Genomic DNA, 23,464 nt, shown 5'->3' on the forward strand with positions numbered 1-23,464 from the left:
ATCTCTAACTCACAAACGATGACTACTTCTTTTTGTGTCTGTTCTTTCTCAGTCTCTTTTTCCGTTTGTGAGTGGCCATCTTATGTCTCTTTCTTTTCTTTCCGCTTGGCATAATTTCACTCCTTTCTTATTTTACTTGATCTTTCACCTGATTGACGAAACTCTTCGAAGGCTTGAACGAAGGAATAAAGTGTTCAGGAATCTTGATCGTTACATTTTTAGAAATATTACGAGCGGTTTTCTCAGCTCTCTTTTTCACTACAAAACTTCCAAAACCTCTTAAATATACATTTTTTCCATCAATCACAGAACCTTTTATTGCTTCCATAAAAGCTTCAACTGTAGTTTGTACCGCAGCTTTCTCGATACCAGTGGTTCTTGAAATTTCATTCACGATGTCCGCCTTTGTCATTTTCTTTAAGTATTTAGTATTCAATATTATATTTCATTTCTTCTTAATTTCAGACTGCAAATATATATCTTTTCCACAAACAATGAAACAAACTACCGCATTTTTGTCAATATTTTTTGTGTTCTATATCTTTAATTGTCAACATCAGACACATCCCTGCACCACTTTTTCCAACAAGCCTTTACCTTGCCTGCACCTCATTTAAACTGGTTACAACAAAGTTATCACATCCAGCAATCGGGAATAAATCACGAATCATAACAAGATGGCATCGGGATTATTTTTTTTCTCCGAAATTATTCCGTAATTTGTGACAAATTTTAATCCATACATATTATACATGGTAAACAAAGTTATTCTTATCGGTAATGTCGGGGCTGACCCGGACGTAAAATATCTCGAAGGAGGTGTTGCCGTGGCAAGATTCAGCCTTGCCACGTCGGAGGTGTACAATAATAAAAACGGAGAACGTGTAACTCAAACCGAATGGCACAATATCGTTCTCTGGCGGAATCTGGCTCAAATAGCCGAAAAATACGTTCGCAAGGGGATGATGCTTTACATCGAGGGACGTATCAGAACCCGTTCATGGGACGACCAAAACGGGGTGAAAAGATACACGACCGAGATTTACGGGGATAATTTCCAGATGTTATCCCGCAAACAAGATAACGGGGATAAACCTCAAGACACGCACATGCCACAAGCACCCGATTTAAACGGTGGTGACGACAGTGACGATCTCCCGTTCTGAAAGATAAAAGCTAAAAATTAAAAACTAAAAGTTTGAAGTAAACGATTTCGAACAAGGAAATCAGGCTTTAAACGATTAGTTTTTAGTTTTTATCTTTTATCTTTTAGTTTTTCTATGTATCTTTCGGCGATATTTAAGTTTAACCAATTATATAAATTTTGGACACAGATTATATTCCCCTTGCCGGGCAGATTTTTACAGGTGCATTCACCCTCATCGATTTAATTTTCGTCATTATCCTATTGCTTTTATTATTATGCTCGGCATTAATTTCCGGTTCGGAGGTTGCCTATTTCTCACTTTCTCCTTCGCAATTAAAATACTTGGAAGACAACGGGTACGAGAAGGCCCGCAACCTGCAACAGAAACCCAACCGACTACTCGCCACGATTTTAATATCCAACAATTTCGTGAACGTGGCCATTGTCGTGTTATCCACCTATCTGGTAAATTCATTATTTGATTTCTCGGCTTATCCCACGTTAGGTTTTATTATCCAAGTGATCGTGGTAACGTTCGTGATTTTACTGGCCGGAGAAATCATTCCTAAATTATACGCCAATCGTTCCCAGTTGAACATGGTGATTTTCATGGCAGGTCCACTGACCTTCCTGTCTCACCTGTTTCGTCCGCTATCCGCCCTGTTGATCGGTTCCACCTCTATTATCAGCAAGCGCATGGATAAAAAGGATAATTTATCCATCGACCAATTATCCAAAGCCTTGGAATTAACCAAGGACACGGCAATCAACGAGGAAAAAGACATTTTGGAAGGCATTGTCCGTTTTGGTAATATTGATGCGGTTGACATCATCCGTCCCCGCATCAACGTGATCGCCATTGACGGGAGTTCAAGCTACCAACAAGTGAAAGAGATCATCACGGAACACGGTTACTCACGTATGCCCGTGTACGAGGAAAATCTGGATAACATCACGGGAATCCTCTACGTGAAGGATTTATTACAACATCTGGATGAGAAAGAGGACTTTCACTGGCAGACCTTAATTCGTCCGGCCTATTTTGTCCCGGAAACCAAAAAGATCAACGACCTACTGGAAGAGTTCCAAACGAAAAAGGTACACTTGGCGATTGTTGTTGATGAATACGGGGGAACCTCCGGAATCGTCACGATGGAAGATATTATCGAAGAGATCGTGGGCGACATCAACGATGAATACGACGAACAGGAAATTGTTTACACGCGGGACAAGAATGGGGCATATATTTTCGAGGCTTCCACACTGCTGAACGATTTCTACAAAATCACGGACATAGAGGAGGATTCATTCCAAGAAGTGGAGGGAGATGCAGATACCTTGGCCGGACTGATCCTTGAAATCAAGGGGGAACTTCCTCACAAGGACGAGGTGATTACATACAAAGAACATCAATTCAAAGTACTCGAAGTTGATAATAGGCGAATCAAGAAAATTCAATACAAAAAGACCGGACAAGTCCCTCTCTCGCCTATAACTGCCCCGCCGATAAGCTAGGACAAGTACTCTACAAATATACACCCCTTACATAGCATGAACACCGGTTCGTGTTCATGCTATGTATATGCTATGTTCATGCTATGTTCATGAGCTAGACTATCGGCAGGGGAAGGGATACCCAAAGGCGGGCAAAGTGACGTTCATCGAACACTTTTAATTCCCACTAAAACATTGCCTTTCCATGTGCCGTGTAAGGAACATTTATTCCCAATATCTTACACAAGGTAGGTAATAAATCCGACATCGTGTAGTTCCCTTTCAAATCGGCCTTCACTCCCGCACCGTATAAATACAGGGGAACAATCGGACGCTTGGTATGCCGGAAATAAGTATCCTCCAACTCTTTCAGTTCCGAAACCCAAGTCGGATGGATACAGAAAAAGACATCTCCACTACGTTTGTGAGAAAACGAATTCTGAACCAACCGATTTACCCCTTCCGGGAAGGAAGTGTGCGTTAATGAATAGGCTGTCATGACTTTGGCTACCCCCTCGAACTCGATCATAAAATCAGCCACCTTATCCTGCATTTCTTTCAGATTTATCTTCTTCTGCTCGATCAGATCCCGGTTCAAATAAATTTGTCCCTGATCATAATCGGAAATCCAGTCACCCGGCCCGTAAACCAAACCCAAGTAAGACTTCAACAAGGCCACAGATTTAAATATACTAAAATAATCAGAATTCACTTTAATCTTCCGCAAATCCTCCGGCATCAATTCCCGCATCTCGGAAAAGGTCACGAACAGCGTGTAGTTTCCTTTCCCGACCCGGGCATCCAACTTACTTACCAATGCCGCAAGATCCATATCCAAACGGATCAACATATCCTTCTCCTCGCTCGAATCTATCGTGAAATCCCGGGACATATAGTCTAAACAAGAAAAGTTCAGGGCCAGCAAATCCGGATCATTATCCACTCCCAACCTTTCCTCGTCAATCAATTTTTCGGCCAACACCCGTACCAATGTATTTGCGTAAGGTGTAGCTTTCAAAACCCGGTAAGTATTATATTCCTTCTTTGCCCGGGCTATATCATAATAGAAATGATTCGTCAGGCGAATACGGGCAGCCGACTTATCCTCGTCAGACAACATCATCCATCCTTTATTCACAAAATGATCGCTCTCGACCCATGTATTATACATTCTCAACCATTCGGGTAATTCCGAACGATAATAAGAAGAGGACACCCATTTACCCGTTTTCTCGCTGAACCAGATGGCCATATCGGCACTACTTCCCCCACTTAGAACAGCTTCGTCACCATTCATGGCAATACTGAACACTCGGGACATGGGATTATTCCATTTCATGGCGCTCCCCAAGCTCATCGTCTGTAAATAATCGGGAGACAAACTTTTTATACTATCCGCCTGTTGATCACCGATTTCCGTATAACGATCGGATTGAGTAGAATACTGACGTTTCCGGCGTAAACGATCGTACCACGCCCTCGACACGATCCCATGTTCCGTGGGTAACATACCCGTGTAAATCGACGCATGATCCACCCCGGTTTGCGTGTAAAAATAGTTATAATTCATATTCACCCTGGCTCCTTGTTTCATGATCCGTTTCAAACCGTTATCCGACAATTCGTTAGCATACATATCCATCCATTCCGGATAAAAATGACTGATCACCACTCCCACTATCAATTTCGGTTTTTCTTCCGCAAAAACACCAGACACCCAAGCCAATACACTCGCTAATAACAATAACTTTTTCACGATCGTTTCTATTTTATAAATTCGTATTTCTGATCCCAAGTTTCAAATCCTCAGTATAGACACAAAAATAATCAGAATATGATAATTTACAACTTATAATTCTTTCAATTCTTAATTGTTTCGTATCTTTACGGCAAGAATCTAAAATAACCATATCCATTATGACTGAGAAAAAGTGCCAGTTGACAGAAAAACTGAGGAACTATGTTTATCGCTACGGAACTGAATTATCGGACGATAAATTGAAGAAAATGGGAACTTCTCTTGAGGAGATTAACGAGAATTTCTCAGACATGGAAGACATCGCGAAGAGTATCTTCGAGCAAGAGCGTATTGCTTTTGAAAAGATATTCAAAGAATACGATTTCGACGGATGGAACGCGATTGACATTCTACTACTGGTTGGAAACGAAATCCACCAGCGCTTTTTTAACGTGTCACCTTCCGTCAGCTACAAATTAGCCGAGGCGTTCCCAGAACTATTCGAACAGCACAAGCTGGAACGTTCCAATTTTATCTACGAAAAGATTAAAATTAACATCGAAAAGGGGATGCAACAAGGTATGTATAAAAACGACGTATCAAGTGAAATGGTTGCCCGCATGTATATTGCTAAACTGAATGATATTCACAATCAAGAGATCTACCCTCCCGAAGTCTTTGATTTCGCTACCATTTTCAACAATTTGATTGACGGGGTAATCAAAACCATCACGAACGAGGATGGATGGCAATATTACAAACAGCGTAAACAACTGTATAGCGTATTAAGTTTTAACAGGTAAAAAAGAAAACAATGAGTGCAAAATATCAAATCGATGACATTGATCGCAAGATCTTGTCTCATCTTGTAAAAAATGCAAGAATTCCCTTTTTGGAAATAGCCCGGGAATGTGGCATATCCGGAGCCGCCATCCACCAACGCGTGAAAAAGATGGAAGACTCCGGTATTATCGAAGGTTCCCGTTTTATCGTGAAACCCGACGCACTTGGTTTTGGAGTATGCGCTTTTATCGGGGTTATCCTTGACCACGCTCACACCTACAAGACTGTCGTGAAAGAGATTGAAAGCATCCCGGAAGTTACAGAATGTCACTTTATCACGGGCGGCTTTACCTTCTTGATTAAATTAAGATGTAACGATCACCAGCACTTGATGGATATTCTGATCAACACGTTACAGAACATCCCCGGTATCGCTAAAACCGAAACATTCATCTCCTTGGATCAGCTTATCGAGAAACAGATAGCCCTATCCCCACAGGACAAATAGTCGTTTTAAGTTAAATCAAACCGTCATATTTTTCTTCTTCCTGGATAGTTTTGGGGCAATTACTTTCAATACTCCAGGAAGTACTTTTACCTTTACCGGGGATTCCAAAATATACGGGTCTCCATCAATATGGGCTTTATTCAAGTCTCCTTCCAAAATCGCCTCCTTGCATTGGATTTCGCTAAAATAAGGAAGTCGGGCGATCTTGGAATTCATAAAGCAATAGAGGAAACGAGGTATTTGATAATATTTAGGCCTCTTCAAAATGCAAATATCAACCAGCCCGTCCCGTAACGAGGCTTTGGGGGCTATCGAGGCATTATTTCCATACTGGGAACTATTGGCAACACTCAAAACGAAACAATCTTCCTCCCACGTTTTCCCGTCTATATGAAACACGTAACGCTTACCGGGGTAACGAAACCACATATGTATGATTGAATAGATGTAGGAGAATATACCCCGGATCTTCATCCTACTAAAAAAGTGAGCCACTTCGGCATCAAAGCCGAAACCACTCACGTTCAACGAGTAGTGGCCATTAATCTCCACGACATCAATATCCGTGGTTTCACTTTTCAAAATCTGTTTCAACGCTTTATTCATCATCTGGGAAAAGCCTAAATGACGGGCAAAGCCGTTACCACTCCCCAAAGAAATCACGCCAAAAGCAATTCCTGTATTTATCAAGGCAGTACCGATTTCATTTACCGTACCATCTCCACCTGCCGCGATGATATGCGTGTAATTCTGATGCTTGGCCTGCTCCACGATCTCTTTCGCATGCCCGGCATATTCCGTGAAACGTATATTGTACTCGATGTGTTTGTACGCCGCAATATGCCTTATCCGGTAAGGAATCTCCCAGCCCAAACCGAACCCCGATATAGGATTCACGATAAACAATATTCGATAATGAACCATTTCAATTTTAGATTTATTGATTTTAGATTTTAGATTTCCACGCACAAACCTGACACTTTTTTGTCGCAAATCATAAATCTATTCATTGTCAATTTTCAATTGCTAATTGTCTTTCCGTCCGATTCCGTAATACATATAACCGAATTCTTTCATCTGTTCCGGACTGTATATATTTCTTCCGTCAAATATAATTTTATGCTTTAATGCTTTTTCGATAAAAGTAAATTTGGGAATCTTGAATTCGGCCCATTCCGTCACCACGATCAAGGCATCGGCAGCGGTCAGCGCATCGTACATATTATCCGCGTATTCGATACGATCACCAATCCGTCTCTTACACTCTTCCATGGCCACCGGATCAAATCCTCGTACCACGGCTCCGGCCTCCACTAATTTATCAATCAACACCAATGAAGGCGCTTCCCGCAAATCATCCGTACCCGGTTTAAACGATAAACCCCACATGGCAAAACGTTTTCCCGTCAAATCCGTCCCGAAGTGTGAAGTGATCTTTCTAAACAACACGCTCTTTTGTTTCTCGTTCACCCGCTCCACCGCTTTCAGTAACTCTAAGCTATGTCCATGATCATCTCCCGTACGAATCAACGCTTTCACGTCCTTCGGGAAACAAGATCCCCCGTAACCGCATCCGGCATTCAGGAACTTCTTCCCGATACGAGAATCACTACCGATACCTTTCTTCACGGCCTCCACGTCAGCCCCGACAATCTCGCACAAATTAGCAATGTCATTCATAAACGAAATACGGGTAGCCAGCATCGAGTTCGCCGCGTATTTAGTCATTTCCGCCGATAATATATCCATGAAATAAATCGGTGTGTTATTCAATATAAAAGCATGGTATAAACGTTCCATGACCCGACGGGCACGATCGCTCTCCACCCCGATCACCACGCGATCCGGAGAGATAAAATCGTTCACCGCATCCCCTTCCTTCAAGAATTCCGGATTAGAAGCCACGTCAAATGCCACCTCGACACCTCGTTTTTCCAAAGCTGCTTGAATTACTCCTTTCACCTTGTAATTCGTTCCCACGGGCACCGTTGATTTCGTCACCACGACAATATAATCATTTATGAGTTCCCCGACTTCACGAGCCACATCCAGCACGTAGTGCAGGTCCGCACTCCCATCCTCATCAGGTGGGGTTCCCACGGCAATAAAAACAGCATCTGCATCCTTCAATGCCTCTTTCAACGACGTAGTGAAAAAGAGGCGTCCGTCTTCCCGGTTCCGGGTAACCAACTCTGCCAACCCTGGTTCATAAATAGGCATTCCCCCATTATTCAACAACTCGATCTTGGCATTGTTAACATCGACACACGTTACAGTTACTCCCGTTTCGGCTAAACACGTTCCGGATACAAGTCCGACATAACCGGTTCCAACAACAGCTATTCTCATATTATCTATTTTATCTCCCTAATTAGGGTCTGATTTTTCGCTCTCGCAAAAATATAAATTTAAAATGAACAATAAGTTCCCATACCGTTTTTTTATTTAATTTTGCCTTAACGATAAAATAAACATTAGCAGCATGAAAAAAAGAATTCTTCTTTTTCCTTTACTATTCTTGATGATCACGATCTTTTCGTGCAAAGATAAAACCAAGGAACAAAGCAAGCTAGAGTATAGCAAATACATTTCCGGCTTTACACAGGGAATGATAAAATCTTCCGACCCGATCTATGTTCGGTTGGAAAATAACATTCTACAAACCGGGGACAGCCTTCCCGTGCAAGTTGAAAAATTACTAAAGATCTCCCCGAAAGCAGAGGGAACCGTATCTCTACGGGACGGTAACATTATCGAGTTTACCCCCACCAAGCCTCTAAAAAACGGGCAAACATACGACATCAGTCTCTACCTGGACAAACTCTGCAAAGTCCCTACCGACTTGTCAACCTTCCGTTTCAGCGTGAAAGTCCTCCCTCTCGTATTCGCGTTCCAAGAAGGCAGCTTGAACATCGACCCCACGGATAACAACAGATTTTCCTACCGGGCCTCCATCACGAATTCTGATGCCGTGGCCCCCGCCGAAATAGAACTACTCGTGAAAGCGACGATCAATGGTTTGTCCCACAAACTAGAATGGGAACACACGCCCTACATCCACTACTTCACGGTTCCGGACATCAGTCGGACAAACGAAACACAATCACTGGAGTTAAGTTTCAATAAAAAGGTGAAAAACGGGAACGATTTGATCGTGGAGATCCCCGGTTCAAAAATATTTTCCGTACTGGAAGTCAAAGCGAGTGATGAAAACTCCCAGACCATAGACGTCACCCTCTCGGACAACGTGGATGCCTCTCAAGATTTACAGGGATTAATCACCGTGGACGGGGTAAATCGCCTAAACTTCAACGTGCAGGGTAACATTATCCGAGTATATTCCAACGAACGGGATAAGATGCAAGGTGTCGTTCAAGTAAATATCTACAAAGGTATCAAAAACTCATTCGGTGAAAAATTGAAATCGGATGCCACCTACAACGTCAGTTTCGCCTCCGCCAAACCTGCTGTTGCCTTTATCGGCGAGGGAACATTTACGCCGGCCGAGGGAAACGTGCTGATCCCCTTCTCCGCGGTAGCGTTGAAAGCCGTGCAATTGCGGGTCGTGAAGGTATTCAACCAAAACATGAACTTCTACTTGCAAGACGGTAATTATAATTACAGTAGCGATTACCAACTACGCCGGGTGGGATGTATCATTCTGGATAAGAAAATCCCACTTGAAAAAGAAGGACACCCAATAAATGCGAACAAATGGCAGGACTACACGATAAACCTGGCAGACCATATACAACTGGAAAAAGGAGTTATCTACCGGGTTCAACTGAAATTCCAAAAATCCTACACAACCCTAGCCTGCGCTAACGAGGGGGATGGAATCACGGAAAACGATTGGGATTCCCAGTCTGATTATGACTATTATGATGACGACGATTATTACTATAATTACCCGTCCGACTACTCGTGGGAAGAACGGGACGATCCCTGTTCCAACTCTTATTACTACGTGTCCGATCGTTTCCCCAGAAGAAACTTGATTGTCACCTCACTCGGCCTCACCGCCAAAACCGGAAGTGACGGTAAATACGTGGTAGCCGTGAACGACCTGCTCACGGCTGCACCCGTGGAAAGTTGCAAGATACTCTTCTTCAATTACCAGAACCAGAAGATTGATTCTGCCGTAACCAACAATTCGGGAATCGCAACCGCACGAGTACAAGGGAAACCGTTCATCGTGCTTGCCATCAAGGGAAACGACAAGGCCTATTTAAAAGTAAGCGATGCAACTTCTCTATCATACAGCAACTTTGACATCAGTGGCGAAGTCGTGCAACAGGGAATAAAAGGTTTCATTTATGGAGAACGGGGCGTGTGGCGTCCGGGAAATGAAATACACCTCTCTTTCATGCTGGAAGACAAAGAGAAGGTGATTCCCGTGGGACACCCCATCATTGCCGAACTCTACGACCCGAATGGTAACGTGGTTCAAACGAAACGGGAAGGACGTAACGAACACGGTCTCTATTGTTTCACTTTCAAAACAGACGAGCAAGCCGTCACGGGTTACTGGCGGGCAGTTGTACGTATCGGGGGAGTCTCCTTCTGGAAAACCGTCCGGATCGAAAGTATCAAACCGAATCGCCTCAGTATCGTGACCAACCTGTCGAATGACATTTTGGGAAATGGTATCCCGGATAATTCCATTCCCGTGCAAACCCGTTGGTTGCATGGAGCCAAAACCAGCTCGCTAAAGGTCAACACCGAATTAAAGTTATCCCAGAGTAACACCACGTTCCCGGGATACAAAGAATATAGTTTTGATGATCGATCTCGTTATTTTAACGCGACCACAACGACCTTCTTTGAAGGAACTACTGATGCGGAGGGTAATTTTACCCTATCGGCTGATGAAATCAGCACGGAGAACGCACCGGGAATGTTGAATGCACTCCTCACGCTACGGGTATTCGAACCCGGTGGGGACTTCAGCATCACGACAACCGGATTCAAATATTCACCTTATGAAGAATATGTCGGCGTGAAACTTCCTGATTCCGAGGACAACTGGTACTCTGCCGGCAAACCGATCCCCATCGCGGGAGCCGTGCTTACGGCCGACGGGAAGCCGGTATCTGACAGAGAAATCGAAGTTGAAGTCTATACCTTGGAATGGCGCTGGTGGTGGGATTCCGAAAGAGACAACATCGGATCGTACGTGAACCGCTCCTACCGTAAACCGGTCTTCAATAAAATCGTGAAAAGCCAAAATGGCAAATTCAATATTGACGTTACCTGCAACCAGTGGGGACGCTACTACGTGATCGCGAGAGATAAATTCTCCGGCCATTCCTCCGGAACTACCTTCTACGTGAGTTCTTGGCGGAACGACATGAACATCCCGGGTATGGCCACCCTACTCACCTTAACCAGCGATAAGAAAGCATACCGTGCCGGAGAGAAAATAAAAATCACCTTCCCTTCTTCTGAGGGTAGCGTGGCGCTCGTGAGCGTTGAAAACGGGAAAACCGTGAAAGACATATTCCGTGTACCTACATCTGCCGGTTCCACCTCTTTCGAGATCGAGGCGACCAGTGAAATGTGTCCCAATATCTACGTCAATGTCTCCCTCATTCAACCTCACAAGAATCGGAACAATGACAAGCCGATTCGTCTGTATGGCGTACTGAACATCAATATTGACGATCCTAACTTACGCCTGACCCCAAAGATCGATATGGCACAGGAACTTCGCCCGTCACAGGATTTCACGGTTTCCGTGAGCGAAAAGGACGGAAAACCAATGACTTATTCCATTGCCATTGTTGATGAAGGATTGTTATCCCTGACCTCCTTCAAGACCCCGAACCCCTTCCCGGCATTCTATGCCAGAGAGGCTCTCGGAGTAAAGACGTGGGACTTCTACGATGATGTCATCGGAGCCTTCGGGGGACGTTTGGAGAAAGCATTTGCCGTGGGAGGTGACGAATCCCTGGAACCGGAAGAAAACCGGAAAAGCGATCGTTTTACTCCCGTGGTAATCTTCAAAGGCCCGTTCACCATCAAGAGCGGGGAAAAGAAAACGCACACCTTCCGGATGCCGGAATACATCGGGGAAGTACGCACAATGGTCGTTGCCGAAGACAACGGATGCTATGGTTCCGCCTCGCAAAGCACGAAAGTCAACAAACCGTTGATGCTCAACGTCACGATGCCTCGTTTGTTCACCCCGGGAGACGTGATCGAAATTCCGGTAACCCTGTTCGCCATGAAAGAGAACATCAAGAATGTTACCGTGAACATCAAAACCGACGATAAGATCGAAATCATTGAACCCGCAAGCAAAGAAGCACACTTCTCCGGCACGGGAGAACAGATCATATTCTTCAAGGTAAAAATCAAGGAAAACATCGGAAAATCCACGTTGACCTTCACGGCACAAAGCGGTTCGGAGAAAGCCCATTTCAGCTGTGATGTTGACATCCGCATACCGAATCCCAAGGTGACCCGGGTAGACGCACGGGAAGTGGCAAGCGGTGAATCCATCACATTCAACAACACGATGGAAGGTTTGGAACCCGCCTCATTCCTCGAAATCACCTCTATCCCGGCACTTAATTTGGAACAACGTCTCGGCTACTTGATTCGTTACCCGCACGGATGCGGAGAGCAAATCACCTCTGCCGTGTTCCCGCAGCTCATGCTCGACCGAATTATGGACCTCAGCGAGGCTCAAAAAGTTACCGCAGAATTGCACGTGAAAGACGTTATCACCCGCTTGCGCAACTACCAAGTAAGCAACGGTGGGTTCAGCTACTGGTCGAACTCCAGCTACGTTTCAGACTGGGTTTCCACCTACATCACGGACTTCCTGATTCAAGCCGAGAAAGTCGGTTATCGAATCCCGACTTCCATGAAAAACTCCGCTCTTGACTACCTGGCAAAACAAGCAAATGCTTGGCGACGGGGGGATTACTACTCGGAAATCGAACAATCCTACCGCCTCTACGTGCTTGCACTTGCCGGTAAACCCAATATGGCAGCAATGAACCGGATGAAGGAAGATACCTACAAAAACCCGATCGCCCGCTGGCAACTGGCAGGAGCCTACGCCTTGGGCAAACACGAAAAGATTGCCAAAGCGTTGATCGCCAATCTTCCGGCAGAAGCTGAACTATATCGTCAGCTTGGCAGATGTTACGGCTCTGACCTTCGTGACAACGCGATCATCATGCAAAGTATGATCAACATGGACATGAAAGACGAGGCATACAAGCTCATGCAGAAAATGGCCCGCAAATTCGCCTCTAACGAATGGTTGAGTACCCAAGAAAGTGCTTTTGGCCTGTGTGCCATCGGCAACTACGTGGAACGCTACTTCAAGGATGGTAACGGCATTGATGTCCAGATCGGGAAAGACAACTACAAGACGGCAAAAACCGTGTTGCAAAAAGAGTTGGCCGTGAAGAACAACAAATCGGAAGTGACCGTGAAAAACAACTCTTCGGGAACACTCCACGTGCGCACCATCAACAGCTCCACGCCATTGGGAGTGATCACGCAAAGCGAAATGTCCGGGTTGAAAATGACGGTCAATTACTACCGCAACGGCACTCGGAACAACGAACTCAATTATAAACAAGGAGAAGACGTCGTGGCCGAAATCACGATCCAGAATACCGGCAATATCGGTTTATACGAGGAATTGGCATTAACTTTCATGTTCCCCTCCGGTTTCGAGTTCCTCAATGAACGTCTCACGACAGGCGTGAACCCGTTCCAAGGAACCGACAACGTGGACATCCGGGATGACCGGGTATACCTCTATTTCTCGTTGAAACAAGGCCAATCGAAAACTTTCAAACTTCGCTTTAATGCAGCGTACTCCGGAACTTACCTACTTCCGGCCATCACCTGCTCGGCGATGTACGATAACTCGATTACCGCCACCCTACCGGGGAACACGATCACGATAAACAGAGAGTGATTAATTTTAAATTTTAGATTTTAGATTGAATGATTTCTGAATAAACAAAGGCCTTGTGTACCAGTTTTCAGTTTCTTCAATCTAAAATCTAAATTAATAACCTGCAACTTGTAACCTACCAACCTCTAACTTGACTTCGGCAACATTTAATACATTTTTAAGAAAAAATTCATGCTTATTATTTAGAAATAGTCTACATTTGTCAAGCAAACGATTTAGATATGCGTCGAGAAAATGTAAATAAACTGATACACTTGTTCCTGCTAGCTCTGTTTTTGAGCTATTACGGAAGTATCACCTTTTTCTCGCATTATCACGTGGTTAACGGAGTCACGATTGTCCATTCCCATTTCTTTTGCGGTCACACCGATGCTGACGGGAAAGCCGATCACACGCACTCCCCCAAGGAGCTGACGTTAATCGCCTACTTAACCACTTTCATCACCTTGATTAGTGCCGCTTTGGTCGTACAGATCTCTTTCTCGATAACCCTGAGACATTACCATATCCGGAATCAGGCAGATGAACCGGACAAACATATTTTCACCTTAAGCCAACTCAGGGCCCCTCCCATTCTTGCATAATTATTTCTCCAGACTAAAAAGCATTTCTCAAAGAAATGCAAGGGACTATAATTGTCTCCAGGCGGGTAGGTCTCATGCCAAGCCATACTTTTTCCAAGAAGGGAAAATTATGGCCAAATATTAGGACATCCCTCTTGTTATCAGTCTAGTAAGCACAAAATTGCGTGCTTTCTTCTTAGAAAAAAATACCCCTCTTTCCCGGACAGGAATGAGGTATAAAATAATTACGTACAAATGAAAAACTTACTTACACTCGTTATATTACTTTTCCCAGCCCTTTACGGTTGGGCTGATGAGGAAAACACCGTGAAGAAAACCACGGATGCTCATATCACCGGACACATTATCCTGAAAAAAACCGGTGAACATCTCCCCTTCATGACCATATTGTTGAAGGGAACCAACATCGGTACGGCCACGGACGAAACCGGGCATTTTTTCTTGAAAAACCTGCCGGAAGGAAAATACACACTCCGCGTACAAGGGGTTGGTTATAAAAGTGCAGAGAAAGAAATCGTGATCGTGAGAGGGAAAACCCAAGAAGTTAACTTCGAAATCAGCGAGGATGCCGTTATGCTTGATGGAGCAGTGGTCACCGCTAACCGGAATGAAACGGATAGAAGGGAAGCCCCCGTTATCGTCAATGTACTATCACCCAAAGTATTCGAGAACACGAACTCCGTATGTTTGTCCCAAGGATTAAACTTCCAGCCGGGCCTACGGGTTGAAAACAACTGCCAAAACTGCGGTTTCCAGCAAGTGCGCATCAACGGGCTGGACGGTCCCTATTCCCAGATATTGATTGACAGTCGCCCTATGTGCAGCTCGCTTGCCGGAGTGTACGGCTTAGAACAAATTCCCGCCAATATGGTAGAACGAGTAGAAGTACTACGGGGTGGAGGCTCCGCCCTCTTCGGGTCAAACGCCATCGCCGGAACAATCAACATCATCACGAAAGAACCCTTGTACAATTTTTTTCAGGTTGGGCACACTCTTTCCGCCATTGACGGGGAAAGTTTTGACAACGTGACCTCCTTCAACGGGGCCATCGTCAACGATCAACGGGATGCCGGAATCTACCTGTTCGGAATGGTTCGTGACCGCCAAGCTTACGACCACGACGATGATGGTTTTTCCGAACTGGGAAAAATAAACAGCACGACACTCGGTTTCAAGACGTACTACAAACCGACCCATTTCAGTAAATTCACCCTAGAATATCATCATATCAAGGAATTCCGTCGAGGAGGAAACAATTTAGACAGACCACCTCACGAGGCCGACGTGGCAGAGCAAGCCGATCACAACAGGGAGCTTGAACTACACACTCTCGTCAAAGGACTACAAACACCGCTTGAACGTGTACTCTTCCATCCAGAACATAGGACGTGAATCCTACTATGGAGCCGGACAAGACACGAACGCTTACGGGAAGACCAAAGACTTCACGGTTGTGGGCGGAGCCCAGTATTCCTACGACTTCGACAACTTCCTGTTCATGCCCTCTTCCCTCACCGCGGGAGTAGAGTACTCCTACAATAAACTGAACGACCTCATGCTAGGTTACCACAGGGAAATCAATCAAGAAGTTTCCGTGTACAGCGCATACCTTCAGAACGAGTGGAAAACCGGACAATTCAGTTTTCTATTAGGCGGACGTCTGGATAAAAACTCGGAAATCGACGATCCGATATTCAGTCCCCGCTTAAACATTCGTTATAACCCGATCCCCGATTTAAGCCTGCGAGCAAGCTATTCCGAGGGATTTCGGGCTCCCCAGACCTACGATGAAGACCTTCACGTGGCAGCCGTCGGCGGGGAAGTGACCCTAATACAAGTGGCAAAGGACTTGAAGACCGAACGTTCCCGCAGTTACAGTGCATCCGTGGATTACTACACCACCTGGGGCCCCGTACAGATCAACCTCCTACTGGAAGGATTCTACACCAGCCTCCACAACCCCTTCGTGCTGGAAGAGATCGAATCGGATGACGAGAACAAAATACTGGAACGCCGTAACGGGTCGGACGCCGTGGTGAAAGGATTCAACCTTGAAGGCAAGATCGCCCCGCACAAATCCGTACAACTACAATTCGGGGCCACCCTGCAAAGTAGTAAATACGATGAACCCGTCGCATGGAGTAAAGACCCCGACGTGGAAGCCTGTCGCAAACTGTTACGCTCACCCGATCAATACGGCTACGCCACGCTAAACCTGCTCCCGTTCAAAAACTTCTCGGCAGCCCTCTCCGGGACTTACACGGGTTCCATGTACGTGGGGCACTCGGCCGGGTACATCGAGAAAGACGTGTTGGAAAAAACGGACTCCTTCTTCGACGCCACGATTAAACTGGCATACGACATCAAGGTTGGCAGAGGTTACACAATTCAGTTCAATATCGGGATGCAAAACGTGTTCGACAGTTACCAGAACGATTTCGACAAGGGGGAATTCCGAGATTCCGGTTACATTTACGGTCCGGGCTTGCCAAGAACTTATTTTGCAGGCCTGAAATTCGGAATATTCTAAAAATACAGTATCAAGATTTCACTTTATCGACAAAGGGCCGAACTCGCAAGGTTCGGCTCTTCCTCCTTAGTATTAAAGCGTACTTGCCTCGGTATTTCACTGGTGACTCGTTAATATATCCTTCACGTTTCAAGATAAAATCAAATAAAAATACACCACCGCCATCCATCCACTTCCCGTTAACTTCCCGTTGACTTTCCATTGACTTACTAACGAGACACACCTACAACACCTATTCAATCACGGCAAAATACCAACGAAAGTACATGAAAAAAGCCATACCTTTTCGGCATGGCTTTTATTGAATATAGAATGTTGGTTATCTGATCTTTCCCGTTATTCAACCACACATTCACTAACTTCTTCTGTCGCCACCATCTTACTCTTATCCTGGTTCAAACCCTTGTTTTCACCCGTTTCACCAGTATTTTTCAGGGTATAGGTTCCACTATCTTCCCGGTTAACCGTTTCTGAAGTGTTTTTCCCGTATTCAGTCCAGAGCAGTTTTACCGGTACAGACGTCTGTCCCTCAGGCACGATAGATGTCAAGTCGAAAGAAACCCGTCCCCGACCCCAGGAATAATTCCCTCGATCGTTACCCGTGTCAGGCCTTTCACCGTAAGCATTATGACGCAAGGTCACGTAAACCGTGTCATTATGAGCCACCACGTCATCCTGTACCAAATTAATGAAGTGTTTCTCTTTAGACCCGTCTTTTACCGGAATCCGGAACTCGACATTCAAGTATCTTCCACCGAACCACGCTTCCCGCACGTTGATCGGATCATTACCAATACTATCTTGCCGTACTTCCTCATCTTCATTAATAAAAGACTGTTTTACCGGCACCTTCGTCAACACGTCATCAAACCCGTAAAGACGAATGTAATAATTCATATTACCTTCCAACCCGGTCTCGTCACGTTCGCTACCCACGATCGAGTAATTCACGTACACCCGAAGATCTTCTTCCACCCCGTCAAAATTAATAGGCATCCCTTCCGTCACGATCAGCCGGTTACCATCGTCCCGACGAATGGCAAACTTGGAACGGCTTCCATTATCAATTTTTTCGAGGTTACCATAACTAAGCCATGAGCTACCTCCGCCCACGTAGTAATATTCGTCATCATCGTCACAAGCCGTAAAACCCATCACGATCAACGAACAAATAAGTGCAAATTTCCATGTTTTATTTTTCATAGCTGTTTTTTTAATACATTAAATAGATGCTTACATTTTTAGAAAGTTGCGTCAACAGGCTATATTATTGCTTTTTTTAAAATTCGTTTCAAAATATTCAGACCCTCAAAAGCAACAAGTTACCAAATATTAAAACACCCCAGAACAAGGCCAAAACCGACAACTTGTAACTTGCAACATACAACTAAATCTATATCTTTGTAACAAAATAATGCCTATGAAATACTCGCTCGTTATATTTTCTTTCTTATTTCTGATTATTTTCACGTTTTCCTCCACGGCACAGGAAACGGCCAAGGCAAACAAGGGAGAAGGAGTTCTGCAATTTTTAAAACGTTTCAATCGCACGAAATCATTTCATTTCGACCGTTTCATCGAACTGAACCGGGATAAGCTGGACAAAAATAACGGGCTAAAACTCGGTGTCACATACACCCTCCCCCCTTTGCAAAACGAGGGTAACGAACCTCTATTCGGAGAGAAATTGGCAAAATATACCATTGATTCCGACGAGTTAAACGGGGCCTGCTTTTATCTCGTGAGCGGACACGGGGGACCGGATCCCGGGGCCATCGGAGAATTACGAGGCCACCCGTTACACGAGGACGAGTACGCCTATGACATCATGCTCCGTCTGGCCCGTAACCTCATGTCAAAAGGAGCCAAAGTACACATCATTATCCAAGACGCGAAGGACGGCATACGCAACGACAAATTCCTTGACGTCAGCGACAGGGAAACCTGTATGGGACAAGTCATTCCCTTGAACCAAGTCAAACGTCTGCAACAACGTTGCGACAAGATCAACGAACTATTCAAGAAAGACAAGGAACACTATCGCCGGGCTCTTTTTATTCACCTCGACAGCCGGAGCGAGAGTAAGCAAATTGACGTGTTTTTCTATCATTACGACGGAAGTGCCAAGGGCAAACATCTGGCAAACACGCTACAAAATGTTTTCAACCGGAAATACGACAAGCACCAACCTCTCCGGGGTTTTTCCGGCACCGTGTCCCCACGTGACTTGTTCGTAATCAAGCAATCCCTGCCCGTTGCTGTCTTCGTCGAGCTTGGCAATATCCAGAACAGCCGGGACCAGCAACGTTTCCTACTGGACGATAACCGACAGGCTCTAGCAAACTGGATGTGCGAGGGACTTATCGAAGATTATAAAAACTACAAGAATAAATAATTGGTGATTATATACCATTTTGTCGTGAAATGCGAATTCCGGAATACCCCCAAGTATTACTACTCGTTATCAAATGAAAAAAGGATGAACACCTAGGGTAAACATCAAATAATCACAGGCTAAAAACTTATTAACTGCAATGCAAATACGTTCGTGAACGTCTTTGAAACGTCTTTGATTCGAAGTTAATACGTCTTTAATCCCTAAGTACATCGAATACGCAACGAGTAAACACCGTGTTTTATCCTGAAAAGTTTATTGTAAACTGGAGTAAACCAGTTTTAGGAAACTACAAGACATTTATTGTTTCCTCCTCAATTACTGCAGCTGTATTTTGAGGGTTAAGTAATTTTATAACATAAAGTTTTCCAAGATAAAACGACTACTCTGTTTTTATCCATCGAGTAAACCCTAAATCAGGTATATCGACAGGCTCTTTTAATTCGTCTAAAATTGAACATGCCAGTTGTCTTATCTGTTTCCACAATTCCCCATGCTCAAAATACGTTAAAGACCAAAATAATGGTTTTCCAGACATTTTTTCAAATAACAGATCTAATTCTCTTAACAATTCAAATCCTCGAACCGATACCATTGAGTTCTGTTTTATTTGAGGTACCATTAAATAAACATCATCAAAACCCAAAGCTATTTCATCCGGAACCAGAACGAAATCAGGCAACACTTGTATTTGCTTTTCTGCTGGTAAAGCAATTAATTTCAGATTCTGAACAAGTACATAATAAATATCTTTCGCATCCATTTCATTACTATTTAAAAATTCTAATACTTTTTTGTCCCCTCAAAAACTTTCGAGTAAGGATATCAGCGTGTTACCGCTCGCATGACACAATACCCGCATACATCCAGGGTGATCCAATTTCATGTAATAGTAAACGTAACCGCCCGTCGATTTACGAGTTAAACCCTCGGGATGCACCAGGTAAAGCAACGTCTCGCCCGAGTACACCAGGGGGCCGCGATAATAAGTCAAAGAACTCCCGACTTGTGTCGCCAGCTTCTCGCCGGAAGACGTGTAAATATAAGAAACTTTTTCATTACCTACACGCACTTCTTCCGGCAAGTTCAAGATATTATAACTGATACTCGCTCCTCGAAGACCGTCAACCGTCAGGTTACCCCCGGCATCGTAAGCGTAAGATGTCCCGTTATTGATCTTGCTTACCTGGTTACCGTCATACGTGTAAGACAATGACGAGGCGACTCCACTCGAACTCGTGCGGGTGAGCGAAGTCAGGTTACCGTTCAGATCGTACGTGATGTCTTTCTCGGCAAAACTCGAATGGGCATTCCAGGTCGTACCCGATTTCTTGTAAAGATGTGCCCCGGTTAACTGGCTTGAAGAATCGTAATTATAACTATACAAGTCGGTGACGTCACTACCGTTTCCCCACTTGACGTGACTCACGTTACCGTTATAACGGGGGGTGACCTTACCCGACAACCCGGTCTCGATATGCTCGAATCCCACCTCGTATGAGAAATTTCTTGAACGGGCAGCGACTTGCCGCCCGGCAATGTCATACGTGTATGTTGTCGTGTCCAGATCGTTGTGAATCATTTTACGGGAAACCCGGCCTAGGTCGTCATACTCGTAACTCGATAGCGTCACGAGCCCGTTAGCGTTATCGCCCGTGACTTGTTGTTTTACACGAAGCAAGCGTCCAAGATTGTCATACTCCAAATACCGGTTATACTCGTTGACAACGCTCCCGATCGTCTGCTTCACCTTGATCCGGGTCACGTCACCACTGAAATTATGAAGGTTAGAAGTGATCTCCACTCCCGAGGGGTAGAGCTGTTTAACGGTCTGGATAGCGTTGTATTTCTTGTCAAAGTAAGTAACCGTTTTCAACCACGTGTTACCGGTGATTCCCAGCACCTTGTTTTTAACTCCCGTGACCAAACCTTTCACCCGGTCGGATTTCTCCGCTCCCAGGGATTCCGACGTGGAGAATGACATATCACTGGCTCCGGCCCACGAGTAATCATCATAATAGTTAATTGTCAGGCAAGCGTTCTCGTCCGCCACGACGGGGTAAGTGTTATTCGTGTAACCGTGAAGGGCGGTTCCCCGCATTTCACCGAAAACGACCTGTGTCGCCAAGGCTGTCTTGTGAGCGGATTCCGTGCCGGTACATGTTCCAGTGATCACGGGGCGATCCATCTCGTCATACTTGGTAAATAACCATTTACCCTCAACACGCATTCTTGCATCCTGCACCAAAACCGCCCGTCCTCGCTTATCGTAAAGATAAATGGTACAGCCCGCTCCCGGTACATACAATTTATACGGTTTGTTTAGCTCGTTGTACTCCGTGTAATAACATAACTTCGATAACTGTTCCAATGTTCTTGTCCCGGAGGTAAACTCGGCATCTTGCAAGGGAGATATGACATAACGTTGACGATTTAAATCATCGTAAATATAGTATGTTTTTACCTCATCCTGAGATTTACAAATCAAATTACCTTGAAAATCGTAATATTCCAAGTACTTCACGCTCTCCGCATCAGTTACTTGTTTCACGATAAGTTCCCGGTACGAGTAATTTCCCTCCAGCTTAACAGAAGACCCATCAAGCACGTATTTTTTTACATTATCCCCGGTTGTGTATTGTCGTACATTGGTTTTCACGGTATGTCCGCTACCCATTTTAAGCTTTTCCCCGTAAGAATTTTGTTCCACGACTTGATCTTCGGGACGGTTACTATACTTCGTCTCAGAATAAGCGTAATGATTTACCCCGAACTTATTCGTGTAGTATTCATTTTGTTCCGAGAGGGCAAATTTCCGATACCCTTGATTCTCCCGCACGCTAAAAGGCAAATAACTCTTGGATACACGTCCGGTACTATCATAAACAATAGATTGTATGATATCATAACCACCTACAGAATTATCTTCTTGCCTAAGCTGAATTTCCCGCCCTAAACCATCATAATAAACATACGTCGAAACAGGGTTTTCTTCATTAACATACACGCTCTCTTTCACGTAATTAGCACCCCCCACGTTCTTATCCACATAAAGACTCCCGTTCATCGGTATGATTGTATCCCAATAATGAGCTTCCACGTGATATGTCCCACCTCCTGAAAGATCCTTAAATTCCACTGGCTCAAGAGTACCAATTCGCTCCGTTACAAAAACACTATCCCGAAAAAGTCTATATACTACACTTAGCTGGGCTCCATCTAATTTTAACGAATAACGATCTCCATACATGTCACCTTTCAACAACTGATAACGTTCAATAGGATAAACGGTAGGCTCCGTTAGAACCCAAATGCGATATTGTTTTCCTCCTGTTCCATTATCCAAGGAAAGAAACACTTCGCTCTCCCATTCCACTCCTTTAATATTCGGGCCAGACATCAAGTGAATTGCATTGTTGACTCTTCGAATTTTGAATCCCGGACAACAAGTAGACTTACCCATGTTGATTTCTTGTATCATCTTGTCCAATTGTCTTTTTTGATCCTCACTCATCAAATCAATAAAAGACACTTTCTCCATATAAAAGCCACATCCCGGTCTTAGAGGCCCTACCGGAGGGAGAATTCCCTCCAGATCATTTTGTTTCGTACATAAACCTGCTTTTAAAAATGGGAAATAAGATATATTTATATTCCCGTTCATAGTTCTCTCTCCATAACCTTTCTTCTTGGCTCTCACGTAATAAACCCCTTCCGTAAATACTTTCTCGAATGTTATGGGAAATCCAGTACCTTGTATCGTGTCATTATCGATATAATAAGACACTCCTACTTGAGAACCGCTCAACGTTACTTGTGTTTTACGTCCGGGAAATGCACTGAAAAGTTCACAATCCGAGGTAACGTTAAAGATAGTAACCGGATCGACTTTCTTAGATTGAATAATTAATGCACCATCTTCACTCCCGTTATCTAATATAATTTGTCGTGCTTCATAAGTCGAATTAGGCCTAACCCCAAAAATAAGTGTTCCCGAGTAATAATCACCCTCTACATTATAATCATCAAGTACTAAATTCAGCACTAAAATCCATGTTATTTCACTTTCTTCCAATTGGTAATTTACGAAATCTTTCAGCACCTGCATCAACTCGCCGTTCTCTCTCCCGTATGTTTTAAAATCAACTTCACAATATCCACCATCATCGTTTACCTCAAAAACATTGCTCCCAAATTCAGAAACAGGCACGACAATTTGAGCCTCCGTGAAAGTTGCCAGAAAACACAATATTGATGCGAGAGAAATGCACCTTAAAAGTTTTATTATATATCTATAGTATTCCATACCTTTGTTCATTTACAACTTGTACAATAATTAT

General features: G+C 44.3%; 14 protein-coding genes and 1 pseudogene. 8 read left to right on the top strand and 7 right to left on the bottom strand.

Features of this window, described 5'->3' with window-relative positions; translation table 11 throughout:
• Positions 1 to 127: 127 nt before the first annotated feature.
• Positions 128 to 412, bottom strand: a complete 285-nt coding sequence (locus AB5542_RS04885; protein WP_027201488.1) for an HU family DNA-binding protein — start codon at positions 410 to 412, stop codon at positions 128 to 130.
• Positions 413 to 752: 340 nt separating this feature from the next.
• Between AB5542_RS04885 and AB5542_RS04890 the strand changes: the two genes are divergently transcribed.
• On the top strand, positions 753 to 1,166 hold the full coding sequence (locus tag AB5542_RS04890) for a single-stranded DNA-binding protein (RefSeq protein ID WP_279039433.1): 414 nt from the start codon (positions 753 to 755) through the stop codon (positions 1,164 to 1,166).
• Between the two features lie 158 nt (positions 1,167 to 1,324).
• On the top strand, positions 1,325 to 2,662 hold the full coding sequence (gene gldE / locus AB5542_RS04895) for a gliding motility-associated protein GldE (protein WP_270543181.1): 1,338 nt from the start codon (positions 1,325 to 1,327) through the stop codon (positions 2,660 to 2,662).
• A gap of 166 nt (positions 2,663 to 2,828) precedes the next feature.
• Here the strand turns inward: gldE and AB5542_RS04900 are convergent, their stop codons facing one another.
• On the bottom strand, positions 2,829 to 4,397 hold the full coding sequence (locus AB5542_RS04900) for an alkaline phosphatase family protein (RefSeq protein WP_279039434.1): 1,569 nt from the start codon (positions 4,395 to 4,397) through the stop codon (positions 2,829 to 2,831).
• Between the two features lie 161 nt (positions 4,398 to 4,558).
• On the opposite strand from AB5542_RS04900, the gene AB5542_RS04905 reads away from it, so the two are divergent.
• Entirely contained in the window at positions 4,559 to 5,182 is a 624-nt protein-coding gene (locus tag AB5542_RS04905) for a hypothetical protein (protein ID WP_027202309.1), read from the top strand.
• A gap of 11 nt (positions 5,183 to 5,193) precedes the next feature.
• Complete coding sequence (locus tag AB5542_RS04910; protein WP_087421230.1) at positions 5,194 to 5,670, top strand: Lrp/AsnC family transcriptional regulator; 477 nt, start codon at positions 5,194 to 5,196, stop codon at positions 5,668 to 5,670.
• Positions 5,671 to 5,685: 15 nt separating this feature from the next.
• Here the strand turns inward: AB5542_RS04910 and AB5542_RS04915 are convergent, their stop codons facing one another.
• Together AB5542_RS04915 and AB5542_RS04920 are read right to left on the bottom strand one after the other, a co-directional pair.
• Positions 5,686 to 6,594 (bottom strand): diacylglycerol/lipid kinase family protein, encoded by a 909-nt coding sequence (locus AB5542_RS04915; RefSeq protein WP_118304778.1) that lies wholly within the window; start codon positions 6,592 to 6,594, stop codon positions 5,686 to 5,688.
• 102 nt (positions 6,595 to 6,696) lie between these two features.
• Complete coding sequence (locus AB5542_RS04920) at positions 6,697 to 8,019, bottom strand: UDP-glucose dehydrogenase family protein (protein WP_279039436.1); 1,323 nt, start codon at positions 8,017 to 8,019, stop codon at positions 6,697 to 6,699.
• A 133-nt stretch (positions 8,020 to 8,152) separates the two neighbouring features.
• On the opposite strand from AB5542_RS04920, the gene AB5542_RS04925 reads away from it, so the two are divergent.
• The 3 genes and pseudogenes from AB5542_RS04925 (at position 8,153) to AB5542_RS04935 (ending at position 16,729) form a co-directional block, all read left to right on the top strand.
• A complete protein-coding gene (locus AB5542_RS04925) occupies positions 8,153 to 13,615 on the top strand; it encodes an alpha-2-macroglobulin family protein (protein ID WP_279039438.1) in 5,463 nt (1,820 codons plus the stop codon).
• Positions 13,616 to 13,836: 221 nt separating this feature from the next.
• Positions 13,837 to 14,199, top strand: a complete 363-nt coding sequence (locus tag AB5542_RS04930) for a hypothetical protein (RefSeq protein WP_279039440.1) — start codon at positions 13,837 to 13,839, stop codon at positions 14,197 to 14,199.
• 234 nt (positions 14,200 to 14,433) lie between these two features.
• Positions 14,434 to 16,729, top strand: a pseudogene (locus AB5542_RS04935) (TonB-dependent receptor).
• Positions 16,730 to 17,065: 336 nt separating this feature from the next.
• On the opposite strand, the gene AB5542_RS04940 reads toward AB5542_RS04935, so the two are convergent.
• Positions 17,066 to 17,932: a hypothetical protein gene (locus AB5542_RS04940; protein WP_279039442.1), complete on the bottom strand. Its 867-nt coding sequence runs from the start codon at positions 17,930 to 17,932 to the stop codon at positions 17,066 to 17,068.
• Between the two features lie 217 nt (positions 17,933 to 18,149).
• Between AB5542_RS04940 and AB5542_RS04945 the strand changes: the two genes are divergently transcribed.
• Positions 18,150 to 19,124 (top strand): N-acetylmuramoyl-L-alanine amidase family protein, encoded by a 975-nt coding sequence (locus AB5542_RS04945; RefSeq protein ID WP_410518813.1) that lies wholly within the window; start codon positions 18,150 to 18,152, stop codon positions 19,122 to 19,124.
• Positions 19,125 to 19,506: 382 nt separating this feature from the next.
• On the opposite strand, the gene AB5542_RS04950 is transcribed toward AB5542_RS04945, so the two are convergent.
• Together AB5542_RS04950 and AB5542_RS04955 are read right to left on the bottom strand one after the other, a co-directional pair.
• The gene (locus AB5542_RS04950; protein ID WP_279039446.1) at positions 19,507 to 19,887 is read right to left on the bottom strand and encodes a hypothetical protein; all 381 of its coding nucleotides are present in this window, start codon (positions 19,885 to 19,887) and stop codon (positions 19,507 to 19,509) included.
• Between the two features lie 39 nt (positions 19,888 to 19,926).
• Positions 19,927 to 23,430: a DUF6443 domain-containing protein gene (locus AB5542_RS04955; protein WP_368243005.1), complete on the bottom strand. Its 3,504-nt coding sequence runs from the start codon at positions 23,428 to 23,430 to the stop codon at positions 19,927 to 19,929.
• Positions 23,431 to 23,464 lie beyond the last annotated feature (34 nt).

The sequence above is a fragment of the Butyricimonas sp. RTP31003st1_G1_RTP31003_210430 genome (assembly GCF_040920905.1).
Taxonomy (GTDB): Bacteria; Bacteroidota; Bacteroidia; order Bacteroidales; family Marinifilaceae; genus Butyricimonas; species Butyricimonas paravirosa.